The 20,587-nt window shown below is 42.3% G+C and carries 19 protein-coding genes and 1 riboswitch; of the genes, 11 read left to right on the top strand and 8 right to left on the bottom strand.

The window, feature by feature from the left end; genetic code table 11:
- Positions 1–6 precede the first annotated feature (6 nt).
- The gene (locus tag FSC11_RS06905; RefSeq protein ID WP_163165904.1) at positions 7–924 is read left to right on the top strand and encodes a LysR family transcriptional regulator; all 918 of its coding nucleotides are present in this window, start codon (positions 7–9) and stop codon (positions 922–924) included.
- A 232-nt stretch (positions 925–1,156) separates the two neighbouring features.
- The gene (locus tag FSC11_RS06900; RefSeq protein ID WP_163165902.1) at positions 1,157–1,711 is read left to right on the top strand and encodes a thermonuclease family protein; all 555 of its coding nucleotides are present in this window, start codon (positions 1,157–1,159) and stop codon (positions 1,709–1,711) included.
- A gap of 332 nt (positions 1,712–2,043) precedes the next feature.
- On the opposite strand, the gene FSC11_RS06895 is transcribed toward FSC11_RS06900, so the two are convergent.
- Positions 2,044–2,763 carry a hypothetical protein gene (locus tag FSC11_RS06895; protein ID WP_227591012.1) on the bottom strand — a complete coding sequence of 240 codons (720 nt, stop codon included), beginning with the start codon at positions 2,761–2,763 and terminating at the stop codon, positions 2,044–2,046.
- 317 nt (positions 2,764–3,080) lie between these two features.
- On the opposite strand from FSC11_RS06895, the gene FSC11_RS06890 reads away from it, so the two are divergent.
- Both FSC11_RS06890 and FSC11_RS06885 read left to right on the top strand, forming a co-directional pair.
- Complete coding sequence (locus FSC11_RS06890) at positions 3,081–3,458, top strand: MarR family transcriptional regulator (protein WP_227591011.1); 378 nt, start codon at positions 3,081–3,083, stop codon at positions 3,456–3,458.
- On the top strand, positions 3,451–4,647 hold the full coding sequence (locus FSC11_RS06885; RefSeq protein ID WP_163165898.1) for an MFS transporter: 1,197 nt from the start codon (positions 3,451–3,453) through the stop codon (positions 4,645–4,647). Before FSC11_RS06890 ends, FSC11_RS06885 begins: the two co-directional genes overlap by 8 nt.
- A 7-nt stretch (positions 4,648–4,654) precedes the next feature.
- Here FSC11_RS06885 and FSC11_RS06880 read toward each other — a convergent pair whose 3' ends face one another.
- Positions 4,655–5,635, bottom strand: a complete 981-nt coding sequence (locus FSC11_RS06880) for a GlxA family transcriptional regulator (RefSeq protein WP_004895070.1) — start codon at positions 5,633–5,635, stop codon at positions 4,655–4,657.
- 113 nt (positions 5,636–5,748) lie between these two features.
- Here FSC11_RS06880 and FSC11_RS06875 point away from each other — a divergent pair, with 113 nt between their 5' ends.
- A complete protein-coding gene (locus tag FSC11_RS06875) occupies positions 5,749–7,536 on the top strand; it encodes an acyl-CoA dehydrogenase (RefSeq protein ID WP_163165896.1) in 1,788 nt (595 codons plus the stop codon).
- Between the two features lie 83 nt (positions 7,537–7,619).
- On the opposite strand, the gene FSC11_RS06870 is transcribed toward FSC11_RS06875, so the two are convergent.
- Complete coding sequence (locus tag FSC11_RS06870) at positions 7,620–8,834, bottom strand: alkane 1-monooxygenase (protein ID WP_163165894.1); 1,215 nt, start codon at positions 8,832–8,834, stop codon at positions 7,620–7,622.
- A 178-nt stretch (positions 8,835–9,012) separates the two neighbouring features.
- Between FSC11_RS06870 and FSC11_RS06865 the strand changes: the two genes are divergently transcribed.
- On the top strand, positions 9,013–9,948 hold the full coding sequence (locus FSC11_RS06865; RefSeq protein ID WP_171521735.1) for an AraC family transcriptional regulator: 936 nt from the start codon (positions 9,013–9,015) through the stop codon (positions 9,946–9,948).
- Positions 9,949–9,957: 9 nt separating this feature from the next.
- Here FSC11_RS06865 and lpxB read toward each other — a convergent pair whose 3' ends face one another.
- Entirely contained in the window at positions 9,958–11,130 is a 1,173-nt protein-coding gene (gene lpxB, locus FSC11_RS06860) for a lipid-A-disaccharide synthase (RefSeq protein ID WP_163165890.1), read from the bottom strand.
- A gap of 559 nt (positions 11,131–11,689) precedes the next feature.
- On the opposite strand from lpxB, the gene FSC11_RS06855 reads away from it, so the two are divergent.
- From FSC11_RS06855 to FSC11_RS06845, 3 genes are all read left to right on the top strand, one after another.
- Positions 11,690–12,580: a sulfite exporter TauE/SafE family protein gene (locus FSC11_RS06855; RefSeq protein WP_163165888.1), complete on the top strand. Its 891-nt coding sequence runs from the start codon at positions 11,690–11,692 to the stop codon at positions 12,578–12,580.
- A gap of 127 nt (positions 12,581–12,707) precedes the next feature.
- On the top strand, positions 12,708–13,799 hold the full coding sequence (locus FSC11_RS06850; protein ID WP_111810749.1) for a 3-deoxy-7-phosphoheptulonate synthase: 1,092 nt from the start codon (positions 12,708–12,710) through the stop codon (positions 13,797–13,799).
- 62 nt (positions 13,800–13,861) lie between these two features.
- Complete coding sequence (locus tag FSC11_RS06845; protein WP_163165886.1) at positions 13,862–14,386, top strand: protein tyrosine phosphatase family protein; 525 nt, start codon at positions 13,862–13,864, stop codon at positions 14,384–14,386.
- Here the strand turns inward: FSC11_RS06845 and ispF are convergent.
- Positions 14,374–14,862, bottom strand: coding sequence for a 2-C-methyl-D-erythritol 2,4-cyclodiphosphate synthase (gene ispF, locus FSC11_RS06840; RefSeq protein ID WP_004895085.1), 489 nt, complete (start codon positions 14,860–14,862; stop codon positions 14,374–14,376). The genes FSC11_RS06845 and ispF overlap by 13 nt on opposite strands.
- A 99-nt stretch (positions 14,863–14,961) precedes the next feature.
- On the opposite strand from ispF, the gene FSC11_RS06835 reads away from it, so the two are divergent.
- Both FSC11_RS06835 and FSC11_RS06830 read left to right on the top strand, forming a co-directional pair.
- The gene (locus tag FSC11_RS06835) at positions 14,962–15,621 is read left to right on the top strand and encodes an A1S_1983 family putative colistin resistance protein (protein ID WP_163165884.1); all 660 of its coding nucleotides are present in this window, start codon (positions 14,962–14,964) and stop codon (positions 15,619–15,621) included.
- Positions 15,622–15,700: 79 nt separating this feature from the next.
- Positions 15,701–16,402, top strand: a complete 702-nt coding sequence (locus FSC11_RS06830; RefSeq protein ID WP_154320143.1) for an IS1 family transposase — start codon at positions 15,701–15,703, stop codon at positions 16,400–16,402.
- Positions 16,403–16,463: 61 nt separating this feature from the next.
- Here FSC11_RS06830 and FSC11_RS06825 read toward each other — a convergent pair whose 3' ends face one another.
- The 3 genes from FSC11_RS06825 to aroC form a co-directional block, all read right to left on the bottom strand.
- A complete protein-coding gene (locus FSC11_RS06825; protein WP_163165882.1) occupies positions 16,464–17,711 on the bottom strand; it encodes a D-amino acid dehydrogenase in 1,248 nt (415 codons plus the stop codon).
- A 131-nt stretch (positions 17,712–17,842) separates the two neighbouring features.
- Positions 17,843–17,930: riboswitch (glycine riboswitch) on the bottom strand.
- Between the two features lie 240 nt (positions 17,931–18,170).
- On the bottom strand, positions 18,171–19,079 hold the full coding sequence (locus FSC11_RS06820) for an AEC family transporter (protein WP_163165880.1): 909 nt from the start codon (positions 19,077–19,079) through the stop codon (positions 18,171–18,173).
- Positions 19,080–19,493: 414 nt separating this feature from the next.
- Positions 19,494–20,579 carry a chorismate synthase gene (gene aroC / locus FSC11_RS06815; RefSeq protein ID WP_163165878.1) on the bottom strand — a complete coding sequence of 362 codons (1,086 nt, stop codon included), beginning with the start codon at positions 20,577–20,579 and terminating at the stop codon, positions 19,494–19,496.
- Positions 20,580–20,587: the final 8 nt, after the last annotated feature.

Below are 20,587 nucleotides of genomic sequence, written 5' to 3'. Positions count from 1 at the left end.
TTTAATATGCAGCAGATTCATAATAAAAACAGTATCGATCTTCGCAGTTTCCATCGGATCGATATCAATTTATATCCACTTTTTGTTGCTGTCTTTGAACAGAAAAGTATTTCCCGGGCTGCACAAATCCTGTCAATTACCCAGTCTGCTGCCAGTCATGCCTTACAACGTTTAAGGCAGCATCTGCAGGATGATTTGTTTGTACGGACTGGCAGTAAAATGCAGCCAACGCCGTTTGCGGAACAGATTTATTCAGAAATTAAACATGCTCTCATCACCATCCAGAATATTTCCATCCAGAACCAACAATTTGAGCCCACCTTGGTACAAAATCTAAAGATTGCTGTACATGATGAAATTGAACCGATGATCTTGCCAAAACTGGTCGCACATTTTCAGCGTTTTAATCTGGATATTCAGTTTGTCAGTATTAAACTGGACCGAAAGAATATTGTTTCTGATTTAGCAACCCAGCAAGTTGATTTTGTGATCGATCTGGAACAGCCTTTGGGCGACAAAATCCAGTTTGAATTACTGGATCAGGATGAGTTTGTCGTCTGTACTCAACAGCAACAAGTCACGGAAAAAAGTTATCTCGCCTCCCCACATATTGGTGTGTCTTCGCGCCGGACCGGTGTATTGGTTGAAGATCTGTATTTAAGCCGTAATCACCTATCTCGGCAAATTTTCCTGCGTTGTCAGCATTACTCGACGGCGTTACAGATTTTGCAGCAGCATCCCTCAGCGATGCTCACCATTCCCCGAAATGTTTTAAATCATTTGCATATTGATAAAAGCCTGAAAATTTTTGAAGTCCCTGTAAAACTGCAAAAAATTAATATGGGGATGTATTGGTATAAGGATTTACAAGAGAATAATAGACATCAATTTTTACGGAGTGAGATTAATAAAATTTTTGCTTAGGCTATTTTTATAAGTGAATTTTAAAAATGCTTAGGCTATTTATGGAGCTTTAAAGGTTTATTCCTAAGAATCGCAGCTTGGTTTTTTGTTATTTGCTTAGGCTATTTTGTTTGCTTAAAAAATCCTCGTATAAACGGTTACAAAGCCTTAAGACGTGAGGCTTTGATCTAGAATGAACACTTTATAAGTCAGCTATTTCTTCACCTGACTGCGCTTGTTCTGGATTTTAATTTTGTTGCATCTCTCAACTTCTTGGCAAATTGTACTTGGCCTTGTGGCTCTATGTTTCTCCTATTATTTGCTGCACAAACTTGTGGTGTTTTTACAAGAACTGTTCCGCCCCTTCAAAAAAGGCAAAAAATACTGGTGTCGAGTTAAGGCCGTCAGTGATGGCGACACCCTCACCTGCTATCGTTTCAATATCCGTCGTTCAGAAACCCGCTTACGCTTTGCCTATGTGGATGCACCTGAATCCAGTCAGGCCTATGGCAAGGAATCCCAGCAGCTGGTCTCAAAAATGATCAAGAATAGACTGGTCCGTGTGCAAATTACTGATATTGACCGTTATGGACGCTGTGTTGGAGTCATTTACCGACGTCGTAAAAATGTCAATGAAGAACTGATCAAGCGTGGTGCGGCTTGGGTTTATGAAGAATATATCCGTGACAAGAAACACCTCTCCTATCTGATGAGCCTGCAAAGCAATGCCAAGAAAAATAAGAAAGGTCTCTGGCGCGGCACACACCCGGTACGACCAAGTGTTTACCGTAAACAGAAAAAATCCTGAGCAGAATAAAGAGCCTTTGGGCTCACTACCGTCCCACAATTTTAATCAGGATATATATTAGATCATCAGAGCAACTCAAGAATTTTTTAAATGTATGATATTCATAAATATTTATAATTATGTATTGCACAGCTTTATCTTCTCTTTAAAAGTCTAAGTGGCTGTGTGCAGGCAGAACCTTACTTTGGAAAAACTCAAAGTAGGCAAAAGTCTTTTATTCCCCCATTACGACGTCGTGTCGTGATGGGGAATGTGTGGCATCTCTGCCACCGCGCGCATATCTAAAATCTAATCACTACAACTCTGAGACAATAATGCCTTTCCGCTATCTTTTATTTTAGCTGATGCTTATAAATAGTTTCGGTAAATTCGCCAAAGACTGAGACTTTTTCGAACAGATGCTCGCTATACATCAAGTCATCAATTAGACGCTCGGCATCGGCATGCTGTATTCCGCTAAGTTGAGTAACTAATTCAATATTAGCTGACGTGATCTCTTCACAAGTGACGGCAACTGAATCTGTTTTCCTTTTCCATAACAGTTTTTTAAATTCAATTTCAGTTAAATCAAAATTCTGTTGTATCAATTTGTGCTGGATAACCTGTATACCGAATGATTCGAGTAATATTTTCAACCCAGCATCCAGTTCATTTCCAATGACAATCAGGCTCTTACAATTTGGGTCAAGTAAGGCCTTGAATACGGCATAGCACTGTAAATCTGGCATGGAACAACCATCAGTTGCCAAATCAAAGCAAATATCCATTTCCTGTAAGGCTTGGGTATGGTTTAGTTTCAGCGCTTCTACCCGGAAATATTCTCCCAGTATCTGTTGCAGTTCAGTATTGGCTGGAGCGATAAAGATGGTTTTATGTTTTAGCACGGAGAGAATAAGCGGACTAAAGACATAACTCAGTCGAGAAGCATCAAATTGATCCAGCAACATTACATGATGAATTGTTTCAGTATATGCGCGTATCTGTGCTGCCTCTTTAACTGCGTGGATCAGCTGTTCAGGTAAGGTAATTGCTGGTTGATGTAAATCCATCATTAAATTAGAACTGCTTTTAAAACATTCACTAATAATTGTTGTTAGATCTAAATCCTGCATAAATCCACCTTAGCCACTGCTCACATCCAGATTTGCATGTTAAAGAAAACCAAAGATTTTTCCCACCAGATTAGCCCATTTACTCCTTGAAATATCTGTTAAGCCATATCGAAGCAACTGATACATCACTTGAATTTTCATATTTATAAGCGTAAATTAAGCATATTTAGTTAACCAGGTTAACATTATTCCTTATGGATACTACCTCCCGTTTTAGATTTGCATTATTACGCTGTGCAAGATTGCTCGGGGATGAAATGAATGCTGTGTTAATTGAACACGGCTTAAATTATTCCTTATGGCAAAGTCTGGTCATTATCAAAATGAATGGTCAATGTACGGCGCTGGATATCGCTCAGGAACTCAGGATTTCAAAACCTGCTGTAACCAAGCGTTTAAATACTTTGATGGAAATGAACTTTATTGAATCACAACCCATGACAGATAAACGCCAGAAATTACTGCAGCTATCTGAAATGGGTGAACAACAGTTCCAGCAATGTTGCGGCAAGATTGATGTTCTGGAAGCAGAATTACTGCAAGACTTCAATAAAGATGAGCTGAAACGTGCTCATGCTTTTGTTTTAGAGTTTATGCATTCCCTTCAGGCGAGAAAGGAGCTTCAACATGACTGAGGCTCCATCTAAGCTTTGGACGAAAAATTTTATTTTTCTTAGTGCAATGAACTTCCAGCTGGTTCTGGTGTTCTATCTCCTGGTCATTGTCAGTGTTGGTTATGCCTTAGCTGAACTGGATGCCACTACTGCACAAGCAGGGTTAATCTCCGGTGTATTCGTGGTTGGGACTTTAGTCGGTCGATTGCTGATAGGAAAATTCCTGCCCAATTTGGGTGCCAAAGCCAGTCTGGTTGCCGGAGCCTTGGGCTTTTTCCTGTTCTCTGGTCTGTATTTTATTCCAGTGGATGTACCTTATCTGATTGCGATCCGCTTTGCTCACGGCTTTATGATGGGTGTCGCAGGGACTGTTATTGGAACTGTCATTGCCCAGACCATTCCAGCAACCCGACGTGCTGAAGGCATTGGCTACTTCAGTACCAGTAGTACGCTAGCCACTGCAGTTGGTCCATTCCTGGCGATCTGGCTAATGTCACAATATGACTATAAGGTGATTTTCACTTTTACTTCTATTGTGGCTTTCACCTGTCTGCTCTTCAGTTTTGGTGTTGATACTTCAAAAGTAAAACTGACTGCAAAAGCTGGTACGCAGCAGTCTGCTCAGCCTACTTCACGTCTGGCGCAGTTTGTTGAGCCTAAAGCTTTTCCTATTGCAGTTATTATCCTGATTGCTGGTGCATGTTATTCCGGCGTACTGTCTTTCCTTAACCTGTATGCTAAGGAAATTGACCTGTTGCAGGCGGCTTCATTCTTCTTCCTGATGTATGCAGCCGCAATTTTGATTTCTCGCCCATTTACCGGCCCATTGATGGATCGCAAAGGCGAAAATATCATCATGTATCCTGCGATTGTGCTTATGGCAATCGGTATTGGTTTACTCAGTCAGGCACATAATTCATGGATGCTCCTTACCAGTGCAGCGTTATTAGGTTTTGGTTATGGCAATATTCAATCCATTTGCCAGACCATTGCGGTAAAAAGTACCACAATAGAGCGTATGGGACTGGCAACATCAACCTTCTTTATTGCTCTTGATGCTGCACTTGGTTTTGGACCGTATTTTATTGGCCAGTTTCTGGATCAGATCGGTTATCAGCATTTGTATTTGTATAGTGCGGTCATTACACTCAGCTGTCTGCTTTGGTATTACCTGCTGCATGGACGTAAAGTTAAAGCTGCTGCAACTTGATGACATGCTAAAAGCGCCGGCTAAATCGACGGCGATATTCTAACGGGGTTAACCCCGTTTTTTTATGGAATAATCGCCTGAAAGAGCTTGGATCATGATAACCGACATGTTGCATGACTAGATCCACAGCCTGTTCGGTTTCTTCCAGCCGTTTACGGGCTGCTTCAATCCGGATGGCTTGCAGATACTGATTCGGTGGCACATCCAGTGCCTGTTTAAAACGCCTAATCAAAGTACGTGTGGTGAGGTTAAAACGTGTTGCCAGTTGTTCCAGATTAAGCGCTTCATGAAAATGCTGTTCCAGCCAATCCTGTACTTTTTGTACCAGCTCGTCATGATGCGGCTTGCCAATTTTTAGTAAGGAATAAGACAGCTGGCTGTCACGCCGATAATCAATCACAAAGGATTTGGCTGACTGCATCGCCAGCTCAAAACCATAGTAGCGTTCAATCAGGTGCAGTCCTAAGTCAAACCAGGCCAGACCACCACCTGCACAGTAGATATGCTGATCCCGGCTAATCAGCTGATCGGCATGAAGTTTTACTTTAGGGTAAAGAGTCTGAAACATATCCTGAAAGCCCCAATGCGTGGTCGCCTGGCGATCATTCAAAATACCGGCTTCAGCCAAGAAGAAATTCCCCGTACAGTTTCCTGCAATCACTTTCTGCTGCCGGTCTGCTTCCTTTAAATAACGGATCAGTTCCGGATTCTGTTGCAAGGTTTCGATAATCGGTCCGGCAATCGTAGGGACAATGGCAATATCTACATCCTTGATATCTGCATAAGCTAAATGTGCCTGGATCAATATCCCATTAATACAACGGATCGCCTGTCCTTGAGCACTGGCAATTTCTACCTGAAACAGACGATGAATTTCCTGCTGCTGAATCCGGTTCCAGCTCACGCCCGCCATGGCAAATAAATCCACGACTCCAGTAATAGCCGATGCTAAAGCCCCATCAAAACCTAAAACCACCACCTTTTTCATCTGAATATCATTGTCACTTTTCACATCTTAAGTGTCATTATTGACAATTCTAAAAAATAAAAGCAACTACTAGTCTTAAACACATCATATGAATACTCGATTTAAAACTAAATATGACTCAACTTATCAATGACAAAGACCTGAATTTCCTGCTGTATGACGTTTTTAAACTGGAACAGCTGACCGAGCTTGAACGTTATCAGGAACATGATAAAACCACCTTTGACAGTATTTTAGATACGGCCAAAGGCATCGCTACCGATTATTTTGCGCCGCACAATGCCAAAGCAGATCAGCACGAACCAACTTTTGACGGCAAAAAAGTCGAAACCATTGCTGAAGTTAAAACTGCATGGAACCAGTTTGCCGATGCCGGATTACTCTGCGCTCAACATGATTATGATGCCGGCGGTATGCAGTTACCAATTCTGGTCCATATGGCGTGTAATGCCTTTTTTATGTCTGCCAATCCATCAACGGTGGCTTATTCTTTCTTGACCGCTGCCGCAGCCAATGTGATTCAGGCTTTCGGCACTGAGGAACAGAAACACACGTTTGTACCCCATATGTTCAGCGGCCGTTTTTCTGGCACCATGGCACTGACAGAACCGGATGTCGGTTCATCCCTTGGTGATCTGACCACGAAGGCCATCCCTCAGGCAGATGGATCCTATCGGATTAAAGGTCAAAAGATGTTTATCTCTGGGGGTGACCAGGACATTACTGAAAATATTGTGCATCTTGTGCTTGCCCGGATTCAGGATGCACCTCAAGGCGTGAAGGGTATTTCCCTGTTTATTGTGCCAAAATTCAAGACCCGTGCCGATGGTTCACTTGATGAGTCTAATGATGTTCAATTGGCCGGCCTACTGCATAAAATGGGCTATCGCGGGACTACCTCGACGGTGCTGAGCTTTGGGGAAAATGACAATTGCTTAGGCTATTTACTTGGTGAAGCAGGTCATGGTTTAAAATATATGTTCAAGATGATGAATGAAGCACGTGTCGGTGTGGGACTTGGTGCGGCAATGATTGGCTATCGTGGTTATCTGGAGTCTCTGAATTATGCCAAAAACCGTCCACAAGGACGTCCGGTAGCCGATAAAGATCCAAATAGTAAACCAGTGAATATCATTGAGCATAGCGATGTTAAACGTATGCTGTTGACCCAGAAGTCCTATGTTGAAGCATCACTGGCACTGTGTCTGTTTGCAGCCCGCCTGATTGATGAACATCAGGCAGCTCAGGATGAAGAGAGTGCTATTTTGCTGGATCTGATTACACCAGTGGTCAAATCCTTCCCTTCTGCCTATGGCCCCAAAGCCAATGACCTGGCGATTCAGGTCTTGGGTGGTGCAGGTTATACCCGTGAATATCCGATTGAACAGTGCTACCGGGACAACCGTCTGAATCCAATCCATGAAGGCACTTATGGCATTCAGTCTCTAGATCTACTCGGTCGTAAACTGTGGCAACACAACGGTAAAGGTTTAAGCCTGCTCATGCAGCGTATCCAGAAAACTTTATCCGAGATTCAGGATCATAAGTTAGCTGAACTGGCAGAAACTTTTAAAAAGCATCTTGCGACTGTGCAAAAAACCACGCAGGTTTTAGGTCAGGCTTTGCATCAAGGCCGAGTTGAGGCAGCATTGGCGAATTCAGGTTTATATCTGGATATGATGGGTAAAACTATTATTGCCTGGTTATGGCTGGAAATGGCGAATCAGGCACAGTTAAAATTTGCCTCGTCTGACTATGCGGAAGATCAACAATTCCTGACAGGAAAAATGCAGGCAGCTCAATACTTTATCCGCTGGGAACTGCCTGAAGTTGAACATCAGGCACAATTACTGATGAACTTTGATGATACCTGCCTGAATATGCAGCCAGAATGGTTTTAAGATTTAACAAAAATGAATAAAAAATGCGCCCTGAAAGGCGCATTTTTTATTAAAACCTGGAAAATATTAAAAACTGAAAATAGTTAAGCTGCATTATCTTGTATGCCAAATTTTCTGAAAATCTGCTTGCGTTTAGCAGGCAAGATATTGGCTTTGTTCAGGTCGCCTTGATAATGTTGATACACACGCTTATCCATCATTTTATACCACAATGGTGGTATCAAAGCTGGAATCAGCATGGTCGCATAACCGCTTGGCAAGACAGGTGCTTCCTCAAAATTGCGCAATGCCTGAAACGGCCGGCTTGGGAACGCATGATGATCAGAATGGCGTTGTAACTGATACAGAAACAGGTTGGTAACAATATTGTTATTGTTCCAGCTGTGTTCAGGCAAAGTACGCTCGTATTTACCTTTCTCAGTTTCAGCACGCTTCAAACCATAATGTTCAATATAATTGACAATTTCAAACAGGCTGATGCTATAAAATGCCTGTGTTAACGTATATGGAATAATCTTCTTGCCAAAGGTTTTCAGCATCAAGGCATGATAAGCAGCACTCATCCCCCAGCCATGAAACAATTCATTTTCCTTGCTAAAGAAACTCAAGCCTTTACGCTGTAAACGGCGTTTTTCAATTTCAATTGCAGATTTAAGTCCACCAAATACCGTACGTGGCCAGAATTTGTAAAATGACTCCCCCATTTTTGATGAGGCAGGGTCTTCAGGCGTCGCGACCCGTTTATGATGTCCATAAGGATGTTCAATCCGGAAATGGTTATAAGCCAATGGCATCAGGCTGGCATGTGACCAGTAGTGATCAGATTTATTCGGGCGGTGACTCAGTTCATGGGCGGTGTTTACACCGACTCCATTAATTGCACCCATCGAGATCCCGAGTAGAACCTGATCGGTCAATGAGACATTGGGGCGTGATACCACATAGCCTGCAAAAGCATTAGCAGCCATTTGCAAAGGAATAAACAATTTTACGATACGGTCATAATAAGGATCTTTGATTAAAGCTTTGATCTGATCATCGCTGGGATTATTTTCATCTTCACCAATCAGAGCATCTAGTGTCGGAATGATGACATGCAGTAATAATGGACCACCCAAGGCAAAAACTTTCTTGGTGGCTTTCGGTCCAAAATGGTAGCCGGCCAAAATACCCATACCGATGACTGGCAGACCGGGACTCAACAGCCATCCGAAACGTTTTTTATCTAGCTGGCGGCCCTTCAGCAACTGAGCGTCCTGCTCCAGGTGAATATTTGTGATTTTTGCAGGGGCATTCATTGCGACCCTCCTGTTTTATGTTACCCTGCCCTTATAGTTAAATAATTCAGCGCATGTGCACAGTTGTCAGCGTCCAGAAAAGCTATGTCAGCGTCTTTGTCCTGATCAGCCGATTTCTGACCTCAATTCACATGCAGACTTAATTAAAAATACCTTTTTAATTCAGAATAGAACACGCATGGATGCGCTTAGTAAAATTTTTGATGACATACATTTAGCCAAATCAGAATATATCTATCTGAATGTTCATCATCCTTATCGGCTGTTATACAGACATGAACCGTCCATGCTGGCCTATGTGATTTTGCATGGACAGGCACAGCTCAGCTTTGAAGATTCAGACCATGTCATTGTCTTACAGCAGGGTGATCTAATTCTGCTTCCATCTGCCAAAGCGCACCAGCTACATTGTCCAAATGATCAAGAACTAACACAAAGTAGTCCCATTAACAGCTTCTTTGCTTCGCATTCACAGCAAAGTATTGATTTCGGTCAGGTCCAGCCACAACGCAACTTTATTCTGGCGATTCGTTCAAAAATGGATATCCAGATGGCGCGACCGCTAATTACCTCTTTGCCGGATTATCTGCATATCCAGCATATTTTGAGTGATTCAGCCCCGGAATGGTTACAGATCGGATTACAGTTCCTGGCTTTAGAAACCCAAAATACACGTCCGGGCCGTGACCGTATTCTCGATCATCTGGTCAGTATTTTACTTATTGAATGTGTGCGGGATTATATTTTGAATGCCCGGCATGCCTCCAGCTGGTTAAATGCCTTAAGCCATCCTGAACTTTCCAGTGCTTTAGCTGTCATCCATGGCCAGCCAGAACAGAGCTGGACCGTTGAAAGTCTGGCTGAACAATGTCATATGTCACGTTCCAAATTTGCCCAATTGTTTACGCAAGTGGTCGGTGAACCGCCTTTGGCTTATCTGCAACAGCACCGGATGCGTCTGGCAGCACGTTATCTAAGAGATGGCTTAATGACCGTGCAACAGATTGCGCATCGCGTAGGTTATTCTTCAGAAACTGCATTTAGTCAGAGCTTTAAAAAGCAGTTTGAACTTACTCCGAGCCAGTATCGTCAGCAGCATCAGGGTCAACAATAGCTGAGAAGATTATTTTACCAGTTCTAAAATGGCAGTCACAGGATCTTCACTATTCCCTGAAAGTAGTTGCTTATGCATGGTCAGATGCTGCATCGCCTGAATCTGTGCTGCTTCAATATTCATTAATGCTTCAATTTCGGCAGCAAGATTCTCAGGGGTTGCTTCAGATTGAATCAGCTCCTGAATCACTTTCTTGCCCGCAATAATATTTGGCAATGAATAGTACTGAATTTTCACCAGAAGTTTAACAATACGATAAGTCAGCCAATGTAATTTATAGAAAGTCACCATTGGACGATGTAACAACATTGCTTCCAGAGTTGCTGTTCCCGATGCCAAAGCGACGATATCTGCTGCATTCATGACCTGACGACCGATTTTGGAATCGCTACCGGTATTTTCCATCAGACGAATTTGGGCCTGTAAGCTTTCCGGATAAGTTTGCAGCAAGGCTTGAATTTGCTGCTTACGTGCATCATTGATGGCAGGAATCAGGAAGATATATTCAGGATGTTTTTGTTGCAGAATTTGTGCAGTATCCAGCACCAATGGCCCAAGACGTTCAATTTCTCCACGGCGGCTACCTGGCAGCAAGGCAATATATTTCTGGGCAGGATCGAGTCCCAGCTCCTGCTTTGCTTCAGCCAGTGGATTTTGTATCGGCAATTGACTCGCTAATGGATGTCCGACAAATGCAGCGGGTACCTGCCATTTTTGATAAAAGACTTTTTCAAATGGAAATAAACACAGTACCAGATCGATACTGGCTTTAATGCCATGCACACGTCCCTGACGCCACGCCCAGACAGAAGGACTGACATACTGAACGGTTTTGATCGGCAACTGTCGTTGCTTGATACTCTTGGATAAACGCAGGTTAAAGTCTGGTGCATCAATGCCGATAAATACATCGACTGGGTCTTTCGTCCAATTCTCCACCAGTCCATCACGTACAGCAAACAGCTTACGGATATCTTTTAAGACTTCGACAATACCCATCACTGACAGAATATCCATTGGATAATAGGTTTTAAAACCTTCTGCCATCATCTGTGGACCACCAATGCCCTCAAATTCAGCATCAATACCCTGCTCACGAAAACGACGAATCAGACTGGCACCTAAGGTATCTCCCGATACTTCACCCACGACGATTCCAATTTTAAGCTTCCGTTTTTGCAAGATGTGATCCTCAGAGAATTGCTGTCAGCATATTAGCATAAGACGAAAAACTTAAGGCTGAACTTGATCCCGATCTGCATGAAATGGTTGAAAAATGATGAATCTAAGAATTTAAAGCGCTATATCTACAAATATAATGATGACTACAGGGATTTTCTGAATTTACTTTAGATAAGAATGACCAAGATTACCATGACTACAAATATGCTCAATTGAAAAATGATATAAAAAATGACCTACCAAGTTTCTAATTTCCCTTATCACGAAAAGCCTATTTTTAAATCAAATAAATCTGCTTATTTTAATAAAGGAGAAATTATATACTGTTAATCATATTTCATGAAGTCGATTCCACCAATCTTCATCGTATTTCCTAACTATAAGAAAATTCTTTAGAAAGCTTACCGGACTTATCCTTTACACCAATTTTTTCGATAATAAAACACCTCATTAATCACTTGCTTTATCTTATTTTGGAATAAGCAAATCATTAATCAAGACAACTACTTATCTTTAATAGTCATAAGATATGCTCGTTTTTTGATTTTGGCATATATGCATGTTTGGTCCGATTGAGTTTATTTTAGCAGGTGTGTTAGTTGGTTTCTGTGTAGGGATTACTGGTGTCGGCGGTGGTTCACTGATGACCCCTATTTTGATCAGCCTATTCCGGATTGAACCGCACATTGCAATCGGTACTGACCTTCTATATGCCGCAATCTCTAAATTCTGTGGTTCTTTTGTCCATGCAAAAAAAATGAATATTGTCTGGCCCATTGTGATCTGGCTGGCAATCGGCAGTATTCCTGCCTCATTTGCAACCCATTGGGTACTTGAGAACTATCTCAGTCAATCTACCCATTATAAAGCAGTACTCACCATGGTACTCGGTTTTATGCTAACGCTGACCGGTATTTCTATTGTATTCCGCGCTTCAATTGAGAAGTTCTTTAATAAATACCGTAAACAAGAACTGCCAGATATGACCCAGGATCTGGAAAAAGTCGATTTTAAATCTGGAAAAAAACGCGCTCTGATTATCATCATGGGAATCGTGCTTGGTGTTTTTGTGACCTTGTCTTCAGTGGGCGCAGGGGCATTCGGTATTATGGCATTGATTCTGATGTTCCCGAATTTGCCAATGATTCGTATTATCGGTTCTGACGTGGTGCATGCCGTACTTCTAACTTTAGTCGCAGGCTTGGGCCATATGAGCGCAGGTAATGTAGACTTTGCTTTGTTAGGCTGGTTACTGGTGGGTTCTATTCCTGCAATCGTGATCGGCACATTGATCAGTTCACGTATGCCTGAGAAAATTATCCGTAAAATTCTGGGTGTTACCCTGTTCTGTCTGGGTGTGAACTTTATGCTCAATCCAGTCAAATCTAAACCTGCCCAACCAGCTCAACCCGAGTTGGTAACGGAAGCAGAAAAATCTCAGGCCGTTTAAACTAAACCTCAGATTCATCACTTTTTTTTCAAAGATTTATTCATCTTTTTTATAACAAAGTGACGCATCATTCATGTTATATTCGGGCTATTAAACAACCTTTTGTATGATCGAACCAGTGACGGCAATGAATACACTACAGTCAAATCCTATTTCACAATCAGATATTGATGATGTGAATATCCAAAGCATGATTCCTCTTGTAACTCCAGCACAATTAAAGACTGAGTTGCCTTTGACTGAGAATGCTTATCAAACCGTACTGAAAGGTCGTGAAACGATTCGCAATATTCTTGATGGCAACGATAAACGTCTTTTTGTCGTGATTGGTCCATGTTCAATTCATGACCCTGAAGCTGCCAAAGAATATGCCGAGCGCCTGAAAGTGCTGAGCGAAAAAGTAAAAGACAGCCTGTATCTGGTAATGCGTGTGTATTTTGAAAAACCACGTACTACCATTGGCTGGAAAGGTCTGATCAATGACCCAGACATGAATGACTCGTTCAATATTGAAAAAGGTCTGCGCATTGGCCGTAAGCTTCTGCTTGAACTGAACGAAAAGGGTTTGCCATGTGCAACTGAAGCACTTGATCCAAACTCGCCACAGTATTATCAGGATTTAATTTCATGGTCAGCGATTGGTGCACGTACTACCGAAAGCCAGACTCACCGTGAAATGTCATCTGGCCTGTCTTCACCAGTAGGTTTCAAAAACGGTACTGATGGCGGCCTGACTGTTGCAACCAATGCCATGCAATCCGTGAAACACGGTCATAGCTTCCTCGGTCTGAACGATCAAGGTCAGGTTGCAGTCATTCGTACTTCTGGTAACCCATATGCTCATGTAGTACTTCGTGGTGGTAATGGCAAACCGAACTACGATGCAGGTTCTGTTGCAGAGGCTGAGACTGCTTTGGCAAAAGCGAAAGTTAGTACCAAAATCATGATTGACACCAGTCATGCAAACTCAAACAAAGACCCGTACTTACAACCATTAGTGCTAAAAAACATCACTGAACAAATTATTGATGGAAATAAATCAATTGTTGGTATTATGGTAGAAAGTCATCTTAAAGGTGGTCGTCAGGATATCCCGGCAAACCTTTGTGATCTGGAATACGGCAAATCAGTGACTGATGGCTGTATCGACTGGGAAACGACTGAAAAGGCATTACTTGATATGCATGAGGCGTTAAAGGACGTTTTACCAAATCGCTAAGCGATTGATCAAAACGCCATCGTAAGATGGCGTTTGCATTTCTACATAAGGAAAATGATCTGATGAATGAAATTGAAACTGCACTCTGTCAAATTAATAATTTTCAATTCATCCATGAGCACCTGTTTACTTCAGGCCAGCCGACAGCAGAACAGCTCAAGCTGATAAAGGAATACGGGATCTCGACCATTATCAATGTAGCTTTGAGCAATGCAGAGCCTCACCTGGACCATGAAGATAAAATCTGTCTGGAGCTTGGACTCAACTATATCCAGCTGCCAATTTCATGGGAAATGCCATCCGATGATCAATGCCTGCTAGTGCTGGACATGATTGATCATCTCATCAAGCAACAAGCCGTTTGGGTACATTGCAACCAGAACTTGCATGTCAGCAGCCTGATGTATTTATATCGCCAATACTATATGGATATGGATCTACCGACGGCGCAAGCAAGCCTGCATCAGATCTGGGAACCGAACGACACTTGGACGGGTCTATTGCATGCTGTTGCCTTACAGCTACAAGGCCGTAAAGCAACTGAAGAACTTAAATTGGCAATGATTAATCCTGATCACTTTGCATGAGCGATCAGGACCGTCGCCATAGACAGAATGCCTTCCTGACGCCCGGTAAAGCCCAGCTTTTCTGTTGTCGTCGCCTTAACGCTAATCTGGGTTACATCTACTTCTAGTACATCTGCAATGCTTTGACGCATTTCCAGATTATGCTTTGCCAGTTTTGGACGTTCACAGGCCACAGTAATATCTGCATTATTCAATACATAACCACGATCCAAGATCAGCTGATACACGTGCTTCAACAATACACGACTGTCAGCACCTTTAAAATTAGGATCCGTATCTGGAAAATGCTGACCGATATCTCCCAGCGCCAATGCACCTAATAAAGCATCACATAATGCATGTAATACAACGTCACCATCCGAGTGTGCTTTGAGGCCATGGGTATGTGGAATTTTCACGCCTGCCAGTGTGACAAAATCACCTTCTTCGAATGCATGCACATCCAGCCCCTGACCAATTCGAATTTGTGCAACCACTGTTTTCATCCTTAGAAATAACCAATTGAAATCTTGTACACTTCGTTTCTATTTCGCTATAGTTAGACCAAGCGTAACACAGTGAAAGTATAAGCGATCATGCTGCTGAAAACTGATATAAAAATGATGAAACTTCTGGGTCTCATGCTGGGTTTGAGCACTTTGGCAACAGGTGCTGCAGCATCCGTACATCCGCTAAAATGTTCAGATAGCTCACAAGCCAGTAAAGCAACCTCGACGCTGTGTTCCGTGCCTCTGGATGAATTTAGAAAAAATCTGACGAGCCAGTATCTCACGGCCTACCTGATTACTGATGCACCTTTAAGTATTATTCAGGATACGCATCAATTATGGCTAAACCGCTTACAACAGTGCAAAACACTAGACTGTTATAAACAGCAGTTTGATGTGCGTCTAGATGATCTGAATATCTTTATTTCTTTGAATCAAAGCCTGACCCAGCATTATTTAAAATTTGAACAGGGCCAGATTGCCAAACAGCCGGTACACCTGAAAATCCATCAGCTCAGTAAAGACCGCATCAAGATCGAAGGTATTGCCTATCGCAGTCCTAAAAACCGTATAGATACTCAAACTATTCCTTTTTTAGCTTATACCACTCCTGAAGCTAAAACTGAAATCACTGATAACGAAAACGACTGTAAATATGAATTCCACTATACCAAGGCCATTCTTTCGGTAAAAACCCAGCAGAAAGGCTGTGAACGCTTTAGCGGTGTCTACCGCCTATATGACTAAACTCATTCAATTAAAAAAAGGGTGGTGTTTCAAAAAGTATGCTGAAAAAAAGCAGGTTGGATTTTGATAAAATAGAGAAATGCGAATAACTCTAGAAATCAAGTGTCCAGCCTGCCTAAGTGACAGTATAAAGAAAAATGGCACAAAAGTAGATGGTAAGCAAAATTACCAATGTAAAATATGCAGACGTCAATTTATTGGTGATCATGCTCTCAGTTATCAAGGCTGTCACTCAGGTATCAAAACCAAAATATTACACCTCATGGTGCGAGGCAGTGGTGTCAGGGATATAGCAGAAATTGAAAGAGTAAGTATCGGTAAAGTTCTACGGACACTTAGCCAATCAAAATATCAACTTCGAGCACAGCAAAGTCATTATGAAACCCTTGAAGTAGATGAGTTTTGGACTTTTGTTGGTCATAAGCAAAATAAACAATGGCTAATTTATGCCTATCATCGAGAAACAGGTGAAATTGTTGCTTATGTATGGGGTAACCGAGATTTAGCCACTGCAAAACGACTTAAATTAAAATTGAAGCAGTTAGGTGTAAGCTATACATGTATATCAAGTGACCATTGGGATAGCTTTGTTACGACCTTTAAAGAATGCAAACAGTTGATTGGTAAATTTTTCACTGTGGGTATAGAAGGCAATAATTGTCGATTACGGCATCGGATCAGGCGAGGCTTTAGGAGAAGCTGCAACTTCTCCAAAAAGCTTGAAAATCATTACAAAGCCTTTGATTTAGCGTTCTTTTATATCAATAATGGATTCGTTTAATGCCAGCATACTTTTTGAAACACCACCAAAAAAAGATCATCCGAGGATGATCTTTTTTGTTTTAGGCTACAGGATAGTTTTGAGCCACCTGCTGGCTGATCATTGCTGCTGTCGCAGCAGAGAGCGTCCAGCCTAAATGCCCATGTCCGGTATTATAAAACACCCGCTTGTGTTTTCCTTGACGCACGACTGGCATCATATCCGGCATCATTGGCCGTAATCCGGTCCAGGGAATCACATATTCAGTGGAAATATCAAAATTACGATGTGTCCAGTCAATTAAAGGCTGAATCCGGTCAGCACGAATGTCGCGGTTATAACCATTAAACTCTGCCGTACCCGCAATACGCAGTCGGTCTTTACCCAATCGGGAGAGCACAATTTTAGCGCTTTCATCCAGCAGGCTGACCCACGGCGCATTTTGCTGACTTTGTTCATCGTTAAGCTGTACGGTAATTGAATATCCTTTCACCGGATAGACATTGACCCGGTCACCCAACAGATAAGAGAGTTGATAACTACCCACACCGGCACAGACCACGATGGCATCAGCTTTCAGTTCCAGTCGTTCTTGCGGATTGGTATTGGAATTTTCACTGCTCGGCATACAGCTGATCCGGATATAGTCATCCTTCTGCTCTACTGCCTGTACATTCTGACCAAACAGGAAAAGTACACCTTTTTCTGCACAAGCCTTGGCCAGACCTGTAGTAAATTTATGAATATCCCCGGTAGCATCACTACGGCTAAAAAAGCCGGCATAATAATCACCGGTTAAAGTGGGTTCAATCTGTTTAATTTCTTCATTGGAAATCGCATTACGTTCCAGACCGCCACTGCAAAGCAGATCATTGACCTTCATCGCGACCTTATAATCCTGCTCGGTATGATAAAAATGCAGGATTCCCCTCTTTTCCAGATCAAACTCAATCTGTTCTGTTTCAGCAATTTCAAATAAACGTTTACGGGCCAATAACGCCATTTTTACCGTTTCCCGGGTATTGGTTTCGTAATGACGAATATTCCCCATAAATTCCATTAGCCAGCTGTATTTATGCATACTAAAAGACGGGTTGAGCAGTAATGGGGCAGTTTTTTGCGACATCCATTTCAGGCCTTTCAGTACCGTCGCTTTTTGGTTCCAGACTTCTGCATTACAGGCGGAAAGTTGCCCGCCATTGGCATAGGAGGTTTCCATGGCAGGGTAAAGATGCTGGTCGACAACAGTGACCTGATAACCTAATAAAGCCAGTTCATAAGCTGTGGTTACGCCGGTAATCCCGGCGCCAATGACAATTACATGACGCATAGACATCTCCTTTTTTATTATGATGTCTGCCCCATCTGTCATTTTTACCTGAGAGCTTTGATTTCAGTATTGGAGATCAATACCTTAACCTTCCCCTTCGGTGAGTGATTCAACACTTCTCTCCAGAGTTTTGCATTATTACAGTCCTTCTGCCTGAGAGTTTCCGGGGTCGTTGCTCCTTCGGCGAATGCGGGTGCATTTCTCTCCTGCAATAATGTGCATATGTATTGTTTTGCAATTTATATACCATGCTATAGAGCTTAATAAAAAATTACTGTGCAAAGTTGTAAAGACACAGTAATTAGTAAAGCTACGTTATCCTCGCTTAGCTATAAAATGAAATCTAAATGAAGGTGCAGATATTTGATTAGATTTTTGAAATAGGATTATAGGTTAATTAAAAATTTTAATTTGCTTAGGCTATTTTGAGTGAAAAATTTCTCTATTGGATTCTTTTAACTAGATGATAAAAGTTAAGAATAATGGCAAGGTTAATCCTGCAACCAGGGTTTGCACACTAATAACTTTCGCCATAAGTTCACTGTCTCCACCCAGAACTTTGGTCAATACATACGAAGCAGAAGCTGTGGGTAATGCGAAAAACAGTACCAGCACTTGAGTGGTCAGAGTGGAAATTCCCATTATCTTGCATACCCCCAAGCCAAGCAATGGCATGCAAATCATACGCCCAGTTGTGTTCCAGACGATGCGCCATAAATCCAGATTAATTTGCCCAAACTTTAATGCTGCCCCGACACACATCAAACCTAAAGGCAAACTGCATGCTGCCATCTGTTTCAATAACTGGTTCATACCCTGCCATATTCCCAATCCGGACAGATTATAAAGCCCACCTACCAGACAGCCTAAAATCAGTGGATTTTTCGCGAGGGATATGAAAATTTTTCCAAACTGCATATCAGCCGGTTTAGTAAATGCCAGCACAGAAACGGTATTTACGACTGGAATAAAGAACACCATAATGACGGCAAATACTGTCATCCCTGCCTGACCAAATAAGGTGCTGACCGCAGCAATGCCAATATAGGTATTAAAGCGCAGCATGCTTTGTACATAGACCCCAAATCGGGCAAAATTAATCCGGTATATCGCTTTTAGACTGTACAGCACTGCACAAACCAGTACAGTAATGATTGAAATAACCAGCACCACATCCTGAATAATATCTATCTGAATCTGAGCAGTAGCCAGATTCAGGAATAGCATGATTGGAAATAGTACATAGTAGTTTAGCTTTTCTGCTCCCCGCCAAAATCCGTCTTCTAACCATTGCCTTTGTTTTAATGTATAACCCAGGGTAATTAGGGCAATCAGTGGAAACAGGACGCTGAAGATAGTATGAAGCATTGAGCCACTCGTAACATGCAATTCTGTGGCAATCGAACCCAATTGCCTGTCAATGATTAAGGATACAACAACCGAAGAGTTTCAGGAGAAAAAGTAGTGGAAAAATCAACGAATAATAAGTTAGAGAAAGTCTCTCATGCGTTTTAATGAATAATAAACCAATTAAGTCCAGCTTTCTTCTTTTGCAATATTTAATACCTCCTCTTTAAGCTTTTCCTAACTCATTAAAAATTTTTGAATCAATTTTTGGACGAGTTTTCGAACTTTATTTTTAATCAACCTAAACTTTTTAAAAGCATAAGAAAAATAAGTTTCTCTTCACCTAAATCATCTATTGCCTTTGCAGATATAAAAAAAGCCAGACCGAAGTCTGACTTTTTGGATTCACTTCAGATCAGAAGCGAATTATTTTGGTTAAATTGGTGCAAACGGCGCAACCACATCGGCATTTTGTGCACGATGGCGCATAAAGTGATCCATCAATACAATCGCCAGCATTGCTTCAGCAATTGGCGTCGCACGCACACCCACACAAGGATCATGACGGCCTTTGGTCAACACGTCAGTATCTTCACGATTGATGGTGATGGTTTTACCCGGCGTGGTGATTGAAGCGGTTGGTTTTAGTGCAATCGATACGCGAATGTCCTGACCGCTAGAAATCCCCCCCAAAATACCGCCTGCATGGTTTGCCAGGAAACCCTCCGTCGTTAATTCATCACGCGTTTCATGACCAAACTGCTCAGCAACGCCAAAACCATCACCAATCTCAACACCTTTAACGGCGTTAATCGACATCATGGCATGGGCAATATCGGCATCCAGACGATCGAATACTGGCTCACCCCAGCCTACTGGGACTTTAGAGGCAATAATTTCAAGGCGCGCGCCACAACTGGTGCCTTGTTCACGCAACGATGTGACTAGTGCCTCAAAACGTGGAACGGCATCAACATCACCACAGAAGAACGGATTATTTGGAACTTCATTCCAGTCCAGTTTCTCGGCTTTTTCAGTGCCAATCTGGGTGACATGACCGCGGATTTCAATACCAAATTTCTCAAACAGGAATTTCTTGGCAATCGCACCCGCTGCCACACGCATTGCAGTTTCACGTGCACTTGAACGGCCACCGCCACGATAATCACGGAAACCATACTTCTGGGTATAGGTATAGTCTGCATGACCCGGGCGGAAAGTCTGCGCGATATTGCCATAGTCTTTCGACTTCTGGTCAGTATTGCGGATTAAAAGACCGATTGAAGTGCCGGTGGTTTTACCCTCAAACACCCCGGAAATAATTTCCACTTCATCCGGCTCTTTACGCTGCGTTGCAAATTTCGATGTACCCGGCTTGCGGCGGTCCAGATCCTTTTGCAAATCAGCTTCAGACAGTTCAATTCCTGGTGGAACCCCATCAATGATCGCCATCAGGCCAACACCATGAGATTCACCACAAGTCGTTACACGGAAGAGTTGCCCTATACTATTACCTGCCATGTGAACGA

This window comes from Acinetobacter schindleri, assembly GCF_010918895.1.
GTDB classification, from domain to species: domain Bacteria; phylum Pseudomonadota; class Gammaproteobacteria; order Pseudomonadales; family Moraxellaceae; genus Acinetobacter; species Acinetobacter schindleri.
This window is presented reverse-complemented; position numbering and strand designations above follow the sequence as displayed.

Bases quoted from the DNA above. Each gene is read 5' to 3' on its own strand.
- FSC11_RS06895 (WP_227591012.1), bottom strand. From the start codon at position 2,763: ATGATGGATTTACATCAACCAGCAATTACCTTACCTGAACAGCTGATC.
- FSC11_RS06875 (WP_163165896.1), top strand. From the start codon at position 5,749: ATGACTCAACTTATCAATGACAAAGACCTGAATTTCCTGCTGTATGAC.
- aroC (WP_163165878.1), bottom strand. From the start codon at position 20,579: ATGGCAGGTAATAGTATAGGGCAACTCTTCCGTGTAACGACTTGTGGT.
- FSC11_RS06850 (WP_111810749.1), top strand. From the start codon at position 12,708: ATGAATACACTACAGTCAAATCCTATTTCACAATCAGATATTGATGAT.
- FSC11_RS06830 (WP_154320143.1), top strand. From the start codon at position 15,701: ATGCGAATAACTCTAGAAATCAAGTGTCCAGCCTGCCTAAGTGACAGT.
- FSC11_RS06870 (WP_163165894.1), bottom strand. From the start codon at position 8,834: ATGAATGCCCCTGCAAAAATCACAAATATTCACCTGGAGCAGGACGCT.
- FSC11_RS06880 (WP_004895070.1), bottom strand. From the start codon at position 5,635: ATGAAAAAGGTGGTGGTTTTAGGTTTTGATGGGGCTTTAGCATCGGCT.
- FSC11_RS06905 (WP_163165904.1), top strand. From the start codon at position 7: ATGCAGCAGATTCATAATAAAAACAGTATCGATCTTCGCAGTTTCCAT.
- FSC11_RS06865 (WP_171521735.1), top strand. From the start codon at position 9,013: ATGGATGCGCTTAGTAAAATTTTTGATGACATACATTTAGCCAAATCA.
- FSC11_RS06825 (WP_163165882.1), bottom strand. From the start codon at position 17,711: ATGCGTCATGTAATTGTCATTGGCGCCGGGATTACCGGCGTAACCACA.
- FSC11_RS06835 (WP_163165884.1), top strand. From the start codon at position 14,962: ATGCTGCTGAAAACTGATATAAAAATGATGAAACTTCTGGGTCTCATG.
- FSC11_RS06885 (WP_163165898.1), top strand. From the start codon at position 3,451: ATGACTGAGGCTCCATCTAAGCTTTGGACGAAAAATTTTATTTTTCTT.
- FSC11_RS06890 (WP_227591011.1), top strand. From the start codon at position 3,081: ATGAATGCTGTGTTAATTGAACACGGCTTAAATTATTCCTTATGGCAA.
- FSC11_RS06855 (WP_163165888.1), top strand. From the start codon at position 11,690: ATGTTTGGTCCGATTGAGTTTATTTTAGCAGGTGTGTTAGTTGGTTTC.
- FSC11_RS06845 (WP_163165886.1), top strand. From the start codon at position 13,862: ATGAATGAAATTGAAACTGCACTCTGTCAAATTAATAATTTTCAATTC.
- FSC11_RS06820 (WP_163165880.1), bottom strand. From the start codon at position 19,079: ATGCTTCATACTATCTTCAGCGTCCTGTTTCCACTGATTGCCCTAATT.